The organism is Pseudomonas brenneri, from assembly GCF_007858285.1.
In the GTDB taxonomy this organism is placed as follows: Bacteria; Pseudomonadota; Gammaproteobacteria; order Pseudomonadales; family Pseudomonadaceae; genus Aquipseudomonas; species Aquipseudomonas brenneri.
Genome location: NZ_VFIL01000001.1, coordinates 710,538 through 724,342, shown reverse-complemented (window position 1 = coordinate 724,342; position 13,805 = coordinate 710,538). Strand labels below are relative to the sequence as shown.

General features: G+C 58.3%; 10 protein-coding genes. 5 read left to right on the top strand and 5 right to left on the bottom strand.

The features are described 5' to 3' along the window. The first annotated feature begins 44 nt into the window (after nt 1-44). From ubiU to ubiT, 3 genes are read left to right on the top strand one after another with little or no spacing between them, the layout of a single operon-like run. Complete coding sequence (gene ubiU, locus FJD34_RS03150; protein WP_090290996.1) at nt 45-1,040, top strand: ubiquinone anaerobic biosynthesis protein UbiU; 996 nt, start codon at nt 45-47, stop codon at nt 1,038-1,040. Between the two features lie 10 nt (nt 1,041-1,050). Further along, nucleotides 1,051-1,941: a U32 family peptidase gene (locus FJD34_RS03145; protein WP_090290997.1), complete on the top strand. Its 891-nt coding sequence runs from the start codon at nt 1,051-1,053 to the stop codon at nt 1,939-1,941. Next, nucleotides 1,935-2,402, top strand: coding sequence for a ubiquinone anaerobic biosynthesis accessory factor UbiT (gene ubiT, locus FJD34_RS03140; protein WP_032860669.1), 468 nt, complete (start codon nt 1,935-1,937; stop codon nt 2,400-2,402). The genes FJD34_RS03145 and ubiT overlap by 7 nt, the downstream gene beginning before the upstream one ends. Before the next feature lie 151 nt (nt 2,403-2,553). On the opposite strand, the gene ampC is transcribed toward ubiT, so the two are convergent. Then, entirely contained in the window at nt 2,554-3,696 is a 1,143-nt protein-coding gene (gene ampC / locus FJD34_RS03135; protein ID WP_065943296.1) for a class C beta-lactamase, read from the bottom strand. A 133-nt stretch (nt 3,697-3,829) separates the two neighbouring features. Here ampC and FJD34_RS03130 point away from each other — a divergent pair, with 133 nt between their 5' ends. Further along, nucleotides 3,830-4,708 (top strand): LysR family transcriptional regulator, encoded by an 879-nt coding sequence (locus FJD34_RS03130; RefSeq protein ID WP_090290998.1) that lies wholly within the window; start codon nt 3,830-3,832, stop codon nt 4,706-4,708. Nucleotides 4,709-4,757: 49 nt separating this feature from the next. Here FJD34_RS03130 and yghX read toward each other — a convergent pair whose 3' ends face one another. Genes yghX through FJD34_RS03115 form a run of 3 tightly spaced genes read right to left on the bottom strand, consistent with a single transcriptional unit; the run spans nt 4,758 to nt 7,128 of the window. Then, nucleotides 4,758-5,645 carry a YghX family hydrolase gene (yghX, locus tag FJD34_RS03125; protein WP_032860665.1) on the bottom strand — a complete coding sequence of 296 codons (888 nt, stop codon included), beginning with the start codon at nt 5,643-5,645 and terminating at the stop codon, nt 4,758-4,760. Between the two features lie 46 nt (nt 5,646-5,691). Then, nucleotides 5,692-6,186, bottom strand: a complete 495-nt coding sequence (locus tag FJD34_RS03120) for a PaaI family thioesterase (RefSeq protein ID WP_090290999.1) — start codon at nt 6,184-6,186, stop codon at nt 5,692-5,694. A 51-nt stretch (nt 6,187-6,237) separates the two neighbouring features. Then, nucleotides 6,238-7,128, bottom strand: coding sequence for a DMT family transporter (locus FJD34_RS03115; RefSeq protein WP_032860662.1), 891 nt, complete (start codon nt 7,126-7,128; stop codon nt 6,238-6,240). 91 nt (nt 7,129-7,219) lie between these two features. Here FJD34_RS03115 and FJD34_RS03110 point away from each other — a divergent pair, with 91 nt between their 5' ends. Further along, nucleotides 7,220-8,548 (top strand): aminotransferase-like domain-containing protein, encoded by a 1,329-nt coding sequence (locus FJD34_RS03110; protein WP_032860661.1) that lies wholly within the window; start codon nt 7,220-7,222, stop codon nt 8,546-8,548. A gap of 89 nt (nt 8,549-8,637) precedes the next feature. Here the strand turns inward: FJD34_RS03110 and FJD34_RS03105 are convergent, their stop codons facing one another. Further along, on the bottom strand, nt 8,638-13,647 hold the full coding sequence (locus tag FJD34_RS03105) for a glycosyltransferase (RefSeq protein WP_090291000.1): 5,010 nt from the start codon (nt 13,645-13,647) through the stop codon (nt 8,638-8,640). Nucleotides 13,648-13,805 lie beyond the last annotated feature (158 nt).

Here is a 13,805-nt window from a genome sequence, read left to right as displayed (position 1 = left end):
GGAACATGCGGTGTTGGTGATGTATTTTCTGATGAGGATCAACCATGCAACTGGTCTGCCCGGCAGGTAATCTGCCTGCGCTTAAAGCCGCCGTGCGCCAAGGTGCCGATGCGGTGTACGTGGGGTTTCGCGACGACACCAACGCCCGGCATTTTGCCGGGCTGAACATGGACGACAAGCAGTTCGACGGCGCCGTCGCGCATATCCGCCAGCACCAGCGCAAGCTCTATGTGGCGGTCAACACCTACCCGCAGCCCAAGGGCTGGGAACGCTGGCAACGGGCAGTGGATCGCGCCGCCGACCATGGCGTGGATGCGCTGATTGCCGGTGATCCGGGCGTGCTGCAATACGCCAGTAGCCGTTATCCGCAGATGGCCTTGCACCTCTCGGTACAGGGTTCGGCGACCCATGCGGCGGCCTTGCAGTTCTACGCCGAGCGCTACGGCATCCGTCGTGCGGTGCTGCCACGGGTGCTGTCGCTGGCCCAGGTCAAGCACGTGGCTGCCAGCAGTTCGGTGCCGATCGAGGTCTTCGGTTTCGGCAGCCTGTGCATCATGGCTGAGGGCCGTTGCCATCTGTCTTCCTACATCACTGGCGAATCACCGAACCTGTGCGGCGTGTGCTCGCCGGCCAAGGCGGTGCGCTGGAGCGAAGACGCCGAGGGTCTGAGCGCGCGCCTGAGCGAAGTGCTGATCGACCGCTATACCCCGGACGAACCGGCGGGTTATCCGACCCTGTGCAAGGGCCGTTTCATGGTCGATGGCAAGCGCTTCCACGCCCTCGAAGAACCCACCAGCCTCGATACCCTGGACCTGATCCCCGAGTTGATCGCCATGGGCGTCGAAGCGGTGAAAATCGAAGGTCGCCAGCGCAGCCCGGCGTATGTCGAGCAAGTCACCGGGGTCTGGCGCGCGGCGCTGGACGCCCACCGCAGTGCGCCGGAGCGTTTTGTGGTCAAGGACCAATGGCGCAGTGTGCTGGCCGGTCTATCCGAAGGCAGCCAGACCACCCTGGGCGCCTACCATCGTTCGTGGCAATGAGGAACCGCACATGAAACTCAGCCTGGGACCGGTGCTGTTTTATTGGGATAAGCAACAACTGGGGCAGTTCTACTGCGAGATGGCCAACCTGGCACTGGATGTGATCTACCTGGGGGAAACCGTGTGCTCCAAGCGCCGCGCGTTCAACCTCGATCAATGGTTGGGCCTGGGCCGCGAATTGCACTCGGCGGGCAACGCGCAAATCGTACTGTCGAGCCTGACCTTGATCGAGGCCGCATCGGAGCTGTCGAGCCTGCGCCGCCTGTGTGACAACGGCGAGGTGCTGGTCGAGGCCAATGACATGGGCGCGGTGCAATTGCTCGCCGAGCGCAAGTTGCCCTTTGTCGGAGGGCCGGCATTGAATTTGTACAACGGTCACGCCCTGGTGCAATTGCTGGATGCCGGGATGATGCGTTGGGTGCCGCCGGTGGAATGCTCGGCTGCGCTGATTGGCGATGTGTTGGAGCAGGTGCGTGAGCTGGGCCGGCCGCTGCCTGAAGTGGAAGTCTTCGCCTATGGGCACCTGCCCCTGGCCTACTCGGCGCGCTGTTTCACTGCCCGTGCGGAAAACCGGCCTAAGGATGACTGCCAGTTCTGTTGCCTGAACTACCCCGATGGCATGGCCTTGACCAGCCAGGAAGGGCAGGCGCTGTTTACATTAAATGGCATCCAGACCATGTCGGCGGATGTCACTAATCTGCTGGCCGACTATCCGGGGCTGGTCAGTTGCGGTGCTGAGCTACTGCGCCTGAGCCCAAGGGCGCAGGGCATGGTGGGCATCGTCGAAACCTTTGACCGGGTGCGCCAGGGCGCCACGCCGCCACTGTTTGTCGACGGCTGCAATGGCTACTGGCATGGCCAGGCCGGAATGTTGCGGGTCGAGGAGGTAGGGCTGTGCTGAACCGCAAGCAATGGCTGCTCAAGGGCGCCGACCGTTTATTGCCGCTGATGCGCAAGGTGCCATTTGTGGTGCAGCGCCTGGCGTTGCAACAGGCGTTGAATCGCTGCCTGGCCGAACCCTTGCGCGATGGCGGCTTCGAACTGCTGCGCGGACGCTGGATGTGCCTGCGCATTCCCGACCTGGGTTTGCGCTGGTACCTGACCCTTGGTCGTGACGGATTGCGCATCGCCGAACGGGCCGAGGCCCAGGTGACCATCAGCGGCAACTGGCGTGAGTTCCTGTTATTGGCCAGCCGCCAAGAAGATCCGGACACCTTGTTCTTCCGCCGGCGGCTGGTGATCGAAGGGGATACAGAGTTGGGGTTGGGCCTGAAGAACCTGATCGACAGCCTCGATCCGGATGTGTTGCCACCCTGGTTGTGGCGCAATCTGGAACGGGCGGGGAAGGGCTTGGCCGCCTGAAGACCCGCCCGCGAAGCTGCTTCCCTGTGGGAGCGGGCTTGCTCGCGAATGCAGTGTGTCAGTCGCCGGATATGTCGACTGAATCACCGCATTCGCGAGCAAGTCCGCTCCCACATTGGAATGTGGTGGGTTCAAAAAATGTTCAGGTCGGTTATTGCTCCATGGCCTGCAAGATCGCATGGGCCGCTTTCACCCGTTCGGCATTGGGGTAGTTCTTGTTTGCCAGGATCACTACGCCGATGGCCTTGCTCGGTACGTAGGCTACATAGGCGCCAAAACCACCGGTCGAGCCGGTCTTGTTGACCAGCGTGTTGGGTTGCAAGGGTTGCGGCGGGGTCAGCCAGTTGACCTTGTGCGGCTCCATTGCCCAGGCCGTTGAGTTTCGCGCCATCAGGGTGTCAACGGTCAGTGGGTAGGCGGACATTTCCCAGCCCAGCCCCTGGGTGGTGCCGTTGGCGGTGTAGTAGCCGGTGTGAGTGGTGGCGATCGCCGCTTGCAAGGGCTTTTCCAGGTTCGTTGGGTTCATGTTCACCGCTACGTAGCGGATCAGGTCCGCCGGGCTGGTCTTCACCCCGTAGGCTTCGCTGTCCAGCGCCCCAGGGCTGACGCGCACCGGCTTGCCGGCCTTGTCATAGCCCTGGGCGTACAGGCCCATTTGTGCCTTGGGCACCGTGAGATAGGTGTGCTTGAGCCCGAGCTTGGGCAGCAGGGTCTTTTCCATCACCACGTCGAAAGGTTGCTGCAGGCTTTGCGCCGCCAGATAGCCGAACAGGCCCAGGCTGGGGTTGGAATACTGGCGTTGGGTGCCGGGGGCGAAATCGGCTTTCCAGTGCTGGAAGTAGCTGATCATGTGCTGCGCATTGTCCGCCTCGGACGGGAACTGCAACGGCAGCCCGCCGGCCGTGTAGGTGCCCAGGTGGAGTACGCTGATGTGGTCGAACAGGCTGCCGCGCAAGGCTGGCAAGTAATGGCTGGCCGGCTCCGACAGCTTCAGCTTGCCGGTGGCCTGGGCATAGCCGGCCAGGGTCGCGGTGAAGGTCTTGCTCACTGAACCGATCTCGAACAGGGTGTTTTCGCTGATGGGCTGTTGGCTGTCTTTTGCGGCGACACCGTAGTTAAAGTATCGGGCCTTGCCGTCCTGAACAATGGCGACCGCCAGGCCGGGAATGGCCTGTTGCTGCATCAAGGGCTTGACGGTGGCATCCACCACCTGGCGCAGGTCGGCAGCGGCCATGCAGTTGCCGGCGCCGAGCAATAGGCTGAGAATCGTGACGTTGCGCACATGTTCATACATGATGATGTCGCTTCCATGAGGATGATCGGAGGTAATCGCTGCCTGCGCAGGCGTGGCCAAGATAGGCAGTTTGCCGAGCCTGGACAACCGATGATATCTCGCACCAGTCATTAGAAAAATTTGGGCTTAGACCATGTTGCGTTCCCATTTGCCCCTTAACGCTCTGCGTGCCTTCGAAGCCTCTGCCCGGCACTTGAGCTTTACCCGGGCGGCCATCGAACTGTGCGTGACCCAGGCGGCAGTCAGCCACCAGGTCAAGAGCCTGGAGGCACAGCTCAATGTCACCCTGTTCAAGCGTCTGCCCCGTGGCTTGATGCTCACCAGCGAGGGGGAGACATTACTGCCGGTGCTGCGTGAGTCTTTCGACCGCATTGCCCAGACCCTCGGCCAGTTCCAGGCTGGGCATTATCGAGAAGTGCTGACGGTAGGCGCGGTGGGTACGTTTGCGGTGGGCTGGCTGCTGCCACGCCTGGCGGAGTTTCAGGCGCGCTACCCGTTTATCGACCTGCGGCTGTCCACCCATAACAACCGGGTGGATGTAGCGGCCGAAGGGCTGGATTATGCGATCCGCTTTGGTGCTGGCGCGTGGCATGGTACCCACGCCTATGAGTTGCTGGTGGCGCCACTGACGGTGTTGTGTGTGCCGTCGATTGCCCGCCAACTGCACGACCCGGGCGATGTGTTGAAGCACACGTTATTGCGTTCTTACCGGGCGGATGAATGGAGCCTCTGGTTCCAGGCCGCAGGCTTGCCCGCCGACACCCTGGTGCCGCGCAGCATTGTGTTCGACTCGTCCCTGGCGATGATGGAAGCGGCGTTGCAGGGCAATGGCGTGGCCCTGGTGCCGGCACTGATGTTCTCGCGGCAGTTGGCCCAGGACGTGATCCGCCAGCCGTTCGATGTGGGCATCACTACGGGTAGTTACTGGCTGACGCGCCTGCAGTCACGCATCGAAACCCCGGCGATGCTGGCGTTCAAGCAATGGTTGCTGGAGCAGGTGACGAACCTGTAGACGCCAGGCTTGCCTGCGATGGCGCCCGTGAAGTCGCTATCGCTGGCAATTACACGAGGTATTTACGGAACCAACCCAACGTGCGTTCCCAGGCCAGGTTCGCGGCAGCCTCGTCGTAGCGTGGGGTCGAGTCGTTGTGGAAACCGTGGTTGGCACCCTTGTAGATAAACCCTTCATAGGTCGTGCCAGCAGCCTTCAAGGCAGCCTCATAAGCCGGCCAGCCTTCGTTGATTCGCGTGTCCAACTCGCCAAAGTGCAACATGATCGGCGCCTTGATCTTCGGCACGTCCTTGGCGTCAGGTTGGCGCCCGTAGAACGACACCGCTGCGCCCAGTTCCGGGTAGGCCACCGCTGCCGCATTGGTCACGCCGCCGCCGTAGCAGAAGCCGGTGATACCCACCTTGCCGGTGCTGGTGTCGTGGTTCATCAACCATTCGATGGCGGCGAAGAAGTCATTCATCAGCTTGGTCGGGTCGACGGTCTGTTGCAGCGCCACGCCTTTTTCATCATTGCCCGGGTAACCGCCCACCGACGTCAGGCCGTCGGGCGCCAGGGCGATAAACCCGGCTTTGCCCAGGCGCCGTGCGACGTCTTCGATATAGGGATTGAGCCCTCGGTTTTCGTGGACTACCACCACCGCCGGCAGTTTGCCTTCGGCCTTGGCCGGGCGTACCAGGTAGCCGCGCACCGAACCGTTGCCCTTGGGCGAGGGGTAGGTGATGTAGTCGGCGACGATGTCCGGGTCGGTGAACTTCACCTGCTCGGCCAGTGCGTAATTGGGGCTCAGGGAGGCCAGCAGCGCCGAAGCGGTCAGCCCGCCAAAGGTGAACAGGGCCGCACGGTCGAGAAACTCGCGACGGTTGATCTTGCCATGGGCGTAGCCGTCGTAGAGTTCCAGCAGTTGCGGGGCGAAGTCTTTGGCGGTCAGGCGAGTCATCGGCAAGCTCCTCTTTTCGGCACGTGGCGTTGAATGTAGACCATTGTCAGGCTTGTCGGCCATGGGCGACATCGGCCAGGTGCCCGGTATCGACCCGCACGAAGATCGAATCGCCAATTGCCGTCAGCACACCATCGGCATACACCTCGCAGACCACGCGGCTCTTGCGCCCGACCTCACCCTCGACCCTGGCGCGCAGGATCAGTGGCACGCCCATCGGAGTCGGCTTGATAAATTTGATGCCCAGGTTGCCGGTCACACAGTTGATGCGCGGTAGCTCACCGGGTGTGCGCTGTTCTGCGCGGTAGTGATAGGCCATGGCGGTCCAGTTGGAGTGGCAATCGACCAACATGGCGATCAGGCCACCGTAGACCAGGTCGGGCCAGCCGCAGTATTGGGCGTCGGGCAGATGCTCGGCGACGATATGCACGCCGTCCTCATCCCAGCGGCTCTTGATGTGCAGCCCGTGGGCATTGCTCGGGCCGCAGCCGTAACAGACGCCATCCGGCGCAGTGGTGTCTTGCAGGGAAGGGCTGTGCATGGTTGATCCTTATTGTTTTGGGCCAACCCCAGAGACTAATGGCGGGCACGCCTAGCGCGCAAATTTCTTCGCCCCGGCCACGCAGGCAATCACCGCGACGGTCACCGCCAGCATGCCCAGGCTGACCTGTTCATGCAGCAGGGTCGCGGCCAGTGCCAGGCCGAAGAACGGTTGCAATAACTGCAACTGGCCGACCGCAGCAATCCCCCCTTGCGCCAGCCCGCGGTACCAGAACACAAAACCGATCAACATGCTGAACAACGACACATAGCCCAGGCTCAGCCAGGCCGGCAGGCTGATCCCTTCGAAGGAGGCGGGGGCGAGGATAAAGGTCAATGGCGCCACCACCGGCAGCGACACCACCAATGCCCAGCAGATCACCTGCCAGCCGCCGAGGGTACGCGACAGCTTGGCCCCTTCGGCGTAACCCAGCCCGCACACCAGCACGGCCAATAGCATCAACAGGTCGCCAGCGGGGGCGGCGCTCAGGCCCTGGGCAAACGCGTAACCCATCACCAGCAGGCTGCCAAGGATTGAAAACAGCCAGAACACTGGGCGCGGCCGCTCGCCGCCACGCAGTACACCGAACACGGCGGTGGCCAGGGGCAGCAAGCCGATAAACACGATGGAGTGGGCAGAGGTCACGTACTGCAAGGCCAGTGCGGTCAACAACGGGAAGCCGATAACTACGCCAAAGGCGACGATCAGCAACGGCCACCATTGGTCGGCTGCCGGACGCCGCGCCCTGAACAACCACAACAGCGCCAGGCCAAGCACGGCGGCAATGCTGGCCCTGGCCACGGTCAGGAAGACCGGCTCGAATTCCAGCACCGCCAGGCGGGTGGCGGGCAATGATCCGCTGAAAATCAGCACGCCGATCAATCCATTGATCCAGCCGTGGCTGCTGCGTTCTGGAGTGATCAACCGGGAAGTCTGTTCCATGTCAGGAAGGCTCGCTAGGGATGGGTTGTGTTTTGGGCATCCTAGGGTTGAAGATGATGACAATCAAAAAATTGTCATGGATACATCGCCCATGCCCCGTGCCCGTTACAAGTCGTTGGTGGATGCCTTTGCCAGGGATATCCGTGCAGGAACCCTGGTGCCCGGCACCCGCTTGCCTACCCATCGCCAATTGGCCGCGACCCATGGCCTGGCCCTGGTGACGGCCAGCCGGGTATACAGCGAGCTGGAGGCCATGGGTCTGGTCAGTGGCGAGACCGGGCGCGGCACCTTTGTGCGGGAAATTTCCTTGTCGCCAGGGCAGGGCGTTGGGCAGATTGCCGTGGCGGCGGGCATGGTGGACCTTAATTTCAATTACCCGTCCTTGCCCGGCCAGGCCGATCTGTTGCGCACGGCGTTGCGCCAACTGGCGTTGTCCGGTGACCTGGAGGCATTGCTGCGCTACCAGCCCCATGCCGGGCGCCCCCATGAGCGGGCGGCAATGGCGCGGCACTTGTTGCATCGCGGGCTCACGGTCGAGGCTGAACAGGTACTGGTGGTCAGCGGTGCCCAGCATGGATTGACGGTGGCGATGATGGCCATGCTCAAGCCGGGCGATGTGATTGCCGTGGATGCGTTGACCTATTCCGGTTTCAAGGTGCTGGCCGAAACGTTGCATCTGGAGATCGTCGCGATCCCGGTCACGCCGACCGGCCCTGACCTTGCTGCCCTTGAGCAACTGTGTCGACACCGATCTGTGCGGGCACTGTATTGCATGCCGACCCTGCACAACCCCCTGGGCTGGGTGCTGGGGCTTGAGCAGCGCGAGCAGTTGGTGTGCATCGCTCGCAAGCATCAGTTGATCCTGATCGAAGACGCCGCCTATGCCTTCCTCGCAGAAGACGCACCGCCACCGCTGGCACAGTTGGCACCGGAGCGCACGGTGTATGTGGGCGGCTTGTCCAAAAGTGTCGCCACCGGCCTGCGGGTTGGTTTTGTGGTTGCGCCGGCCCAATGGGTGCCGGCGCTGGAGCGCACGATCATGGCCACCGTGTGGAACGCGCCCGGCGTGATGACGGCCATCGCTGCGGGCTGGATCGACGACGGCACTGTGCTGCAACTGGAGGCGCAAAAACGCCAGGACGCCCAGGCCCGGCAGGCACTGGCGACAGAAGTATTGGTGGGGCTGGACTACATCGCTCATCCATCGTCGTACTTTTTATGGTTGCCATTGGGAGAGGATACGCGGGCGGATCAGATCGTCATGGCGCTGGCCCGGGAGAATATCTCGGTCTCCACGGCTGAGCCGTTTTGCGTGTCGACGCTGGTGCCCCATGCTGTTCGACTGGCTTTGGGCTCAGTGGACAAAAGTGCGCTGCGGGCGGCTTTACTGAAGGTGCGGTGGGTGGTGGCGGGTTATTAAGGTTTTTGCAGGTGGGTTGTCGGTACCCACTGACTCCTCATCTCGCAAGTACGAGCTGAGGAGTAAAGGCTATCCTGCTTTAATCATGCCTATGTATTGATCCAAGAGTGTTCGGCGCCAATCTTGATGTTGAATTTCTGGGAAAGTGCAAGATAGTGCTCTTTCATTGCTTTTATGTGTAAACCCAAGAGGTCGGGAGGAGCGATTCCCTTGTTTGTGTAAAATTTTCGTGTGGTGGCTAGAATGTTGACAGTGGGTCCGGATGCGACGAGCTTGTTGTCAACGATTTTTGATTCTTTAGTGATGCCATCGAAACCCAGCTCATACATGTCAGGCCTTTTTCTCTTTAGGATGTCATTAAATAGATTGGGGCCAACGGTCTCAAAAATTTTTCCCTCATAGGCGTCGAACGCAGGAGTATATAAAACGTTTCCATCGGGGCCCCTCGTGGCGACGGGGCGATTGGCGGCAAAGTAGGATTTGTTGGCGGAAAACCGCTCGTTCATTTCTGCGATTATATCTGTAATCACAGGGTTGCCAGGCTGTGTTGCAAAATTACTGGTATTGTAGAATGGCCGGTATTCAGTAAGCTTGTGCGCAACAGGTTTGCTGAGCAGGATGTCATTAGAACCCGCGTTTAATAAAGCATTGCCGATGTCGGATTGAATGATATCGTCGGTATCAAGATAAATGCCCCCGTATTTATTCATGATGGGATAACGTGCGACGTCCGACGCTGCTGCAAGATTTTTTCCTTGCCCTTGGCGAAAATAATCGTACAGTTCACTCTGTTTCAATTGTTTAAAAACGTCGTCTTTATTGAGGTCCATTATCGTCAGTCCAGGGGCCTTTTTTTCTAACTTGCTTTTTATTTGTTGAAAAATGGCTGGGGTGTCGGCATCTACATGCAAAATGGATTTATAGCCTGATGTTTTGGCTGCATTGTTAGCCATGTTTTCTATAAGGTGGGTGGGTACGTCCTGGCCTGCCCAGAAATAGTGGAGTTCTTTGGGCAAAGGCCTCGCATCTATCGGGATTTTTGTAATTGTCGAGGGGGAGACATCAATAAATTGGAATCTGTGGGAGTCGATTTTCTTAGCGTTTTTAAGTTCCTTGAATGTTCCCCGTTGCCATTTGTTCTTACCGACTCTCCAGAAGTAATTCTGGCCTTGATTTTCGATGCCGACAGAGATATTGGCCGCTTTCCATCCCCCGATGGAGCTGTCGAAGATGACAGTGTGGTCCACGCCCAGATAGTTGAGCGTATACGGGGGGTTAGAACCCGCTGCTGCTTTAATATCGTCCATCGGTGCCACATAAGTAGTGTCGCCGAGCTTCCAGGGCGTTGGGGCGTTGCCTGCTCCTCCCAGCAAACGATTTTCTCTTGAGGCGAGACCCCATCCAGAAGGGCCCAGATCCTTGATGGGTATGTCCGGGCCTGCTCCCCTGGCATGACGGATGACTCGTTGACCCTCTTTCAAGTGCGAGGAATAAAGCTTCCCATTAACTTTGACATACTCCTTGTTACTCCGGCCCACATAGATATTGCCTTGCAATCCCCTGATCTTTAGCTCGTCCGGATCTATATGCTTGACTTCATAATCCAGTAAGTCGGCGTGGAGTGATTTGACCTCACCATTGGCCGCCACCCGGCTCGGTTTGAAATCGCTTAGTGGGGGACCAAAGGCTCGTTTCTTCAACGCGTCGTACTGATGCCAATTGCCTTGAAACATGACGACATTACCTTCAATCGTCTCTTGTCCAATCTTGAATGTACCGGTTGCCGCCAGGCCGTGCTGCTGACTCGCGGTCTTTACTGCATCATTGCTACCGATTGTATACAGGCTGTCGGGATCGTTTAGCCTGGGAGTGGCCACGACAAAGTTATCCAGCGGTTTACCGTATGCTAATTTTGTACGCGGATCAAAGGCGTACCATTTATTGCTTGCCTCATCGAACTTAGCCAAGGTTTTGCTTTCACGTGCGCTATTGGTTGCCTTGTAGGTGCCTTCGGCAATATCAGACTTTTTTGCCAACTCCAGCAGATTGAGACTGCGGTAAGAGCCGCGTAGGTATTTGACCCCGTGCAGGGCCTTACGCCCGACAAATACAACACCACGTGCCAGGTCATCAATTCCGCCCAGTGGATTAAGTGCGCCCACCGCCGCCCGGCCTATAATTTTGCCGACTTGGCCTACTTTTGAAAGTGCCGATGCTCCGACGGCAAAGGCCTTGGCGCCCTTGGCAGCGGCACCCAGGCCAACTGCAAAACCGAAGATGTCAAAGGCCAGGTCGATAAGGCCGTCACTAACTTTCCCCTCTATAAAATTCTTTATGGCTGATCTGAGTGGGATCAAACTCAGCGCAATTTCTTCAAGTATCTTATAGGTCGGTACTTCAGTGTCAAAGGTCGTTGCCCCTTTGGCGTATCGTTCTACCGCTGGTAGGTCCATGTCCGTGATCATGGCATCAACAATATATTGAGTTCTGGCACTGCTGAAACTATTAGGTACGCCCTGTGCAGCGTTATTTTCATTCGTTATTTCAGGCGAGTACTGACCTGCAGGTTTTACCACATCGAATCTTTTACCGCCTGAGGAACTCATAAAGCTGCTGCTCGGGGCATACTCCTTATAATTCTGGTTGGGTTGCCTGGTCACAGTACCCTTCAAACGATCGATTGCGTACGTCATGACGTTGCCGTTGCGTTCGGTCTTGACCAGTAGAACGCCTGGTTCAACGCGAGTGGGGTGATCGTTTCTGAGGTATTTGATTTCTTTACGGATGGTTAGTTTGCCGAACTCCAGGTTCTTCCGGTCTTCCAGTGGCAGTTTCGAAATTAGGAGTTTGAGTTGTGCTGACGTAGCTTTTTTGACAGCTTTGGCATAGCCCGCAAAGGTCTCATTAAATGCGTCCAGCGGGCGTGGCAGCTTTTGAAGCTTTGTCATGACATCGTTGATGTTGATAGCCTCCGATGAGGCGACCCATGTCGCCGGTTTTCCATCAGGAGGAAGATCGACGGCCCCAGAAGTAACGGACTTTATAAGGTGACGGCCGGGCTCTCCCCAGTTATCAGCCGAGTCAGGTGTTCCGCGCAGCCCACGACCATCAATATACATATCCAGTATCGAGTAAGGCCCCGGAAAAAACCTGCTGGAGGGTTTCGAGGTAATGCATTTTTGGGTGAACAGTTTTGGGTCCATCTCCGGCAGAGCTTTCTTCAATTGTTCCAGTGCAATGTTTTGGGTCGTGGGCATGCCAGGGAGTTGCGTTTCGGAAGCCTCTTTCAGCTCGCGGATTTGTGCATTGAACGCCTCGCGGACGGCATTCAAGGCGACTTTATCTACGGGGTAGCTCAAGCCGTTGGCGACCCCCCAGTCTTTGATTGCCTCGTTTTGGGCCGCATATTCAACACGACGTTCTTCATCAGTGATCGGTGCAACACCGGCTTCGAGCATGATTTGCGTGTAGCTCATCGCCGCAGTTGCTCCAGGCGATTTTGCTTCTATGCGGGCGGTCGCCGTGACAAGGCTGACCCAACTGTGGGTGCCCACGACTACCTGATTCGGAATGCCCTTGATCAGGAACGCTGGCGCCCGATTGGCCAGCAAAAGATGAGCCTGGACCGCAGCTTTTTCGGAGGACGACGCTATGCCTTTGGCGACGAGGTGATTGACCAGTTCCTTGATGATCGTTGAGGGGGATTTACCCGTATTGTCAGGCGAGACCAATCGGTAACCTTGAATCTCGCCGTGTGATTGATTTTTCGTCTGGTCACTCGTACGGCCGTCGTTCTCCACGTTCAAGGCCGCCAGTAGCCAGTCAGCAGCGCTGCCTTTAACACTGCGCGCCTCGAATGTGCCCTGGATGGCCTGACCTACTGCCTTGCCCCTGGGGGAATTGACCAGGGTATCAATCAACACGCGTGGATTACTCTGCTCTTCAGGAGAGATGGGCCGGCCATCAAGCAGATAATCCAGAACCCTGTTAAAGGGGAGGAGTGTTATAGCGCCTAACGTGCCTGTACGCAGATCTGCTTTCAATTGCTCCAGGCTGTCCTGCTCAAGCGGTGCGGGCCAGGTCAGTGCGCCACCCAGGTTGCCATTGACGGGTGCCTTGGGTGTGGGAGTGGAGAGGGCGCTCGCAAGATTCACCAGTTGCTCATGATGGTCGGGAATATCCCAACCATGATCTTCAATGAATTGCAGGAGACTGACCCTGTTCGATGGGGGGTGGGTGGTTGCCTGATAGGTGCTGTCCAGGGACAGATCAATCATCCTCTTCTTCAGTTCATCCTTGATTTGCCCGGCATATTCGATGCCACCCTCCACTGACGTTGCCAAGTGACGGAGCTCGGCGCTGGCTTGGTGTCGATCGTAAATGTCGCCCAAATAAGCTTTCTGGTTTTGAAGTGCGTCCTCGCTGCGCGATTTAATCAAACTTGCAAAGGTGCTCGGATCGAGTGTTGTAAAACCCTGGTTGCGGTCAATTTCCACCGCACGCTGGCGCATCGAAGGCTGCGTAAGGTTCGGCTGTTCTTTATAAAAATGCCCGATCAACTCATATGGAACCGGTTGATCGAGATCGGTTGCAGGTGGGGTGAACGTAGTCTCGGCGTGGCCTGCAGAGAGGACTCGTCCGGCCTGGAGGATAGGCCCGCTGATTGCAGCCCATTGCCAGTCGTCTTGCCCGACGGTGAATCGCTTCTGTTCGGGATCAAGGTGGCGTTGACGCTTGAAAGAGATCTGGCCTGACTCCGGGTTGAGTGTGATCGACCCTGTGTTGATGCCTTTATCTTCAATCCACTGACGGACTTCGGGTGAGTGAAAAGCCTCTTTCAGTTGGGCCCACCATTGGCCGAATGTGGAGTCGGGAGCAATAGTGTTGATCGTGACATTTCTTTCGCGATTGGCGGCCAGGAGCAGTGCCGAGTGATACGCCATGGCTAACTCGCGATCGCCTTGGGTGCGAGCGCTTTCGGTTGATTCTGATGGGGCCGGGGCTTCACGTTTGGGCCGGGAGGGCGGCTGTGGCGAGAGAGAGTTTGGTGCGCAGAATGGGCGAGGTTGCGCAGTCATGTGATTGGAAACACTGTTCATAAGGGTTGCCGCCTGAGGAATCGAGGAGAGGTCTTGGGGTAAACAACTGCCATGGCATGAGCTATGAGTAGTTGTTTGCCCCAAGATGATTCCCTCGTTCTGTCAATAGGCTTTTGCCTTATGTTTCAAGCAACGCCTGTCGACAGCTCCAGGTCGGT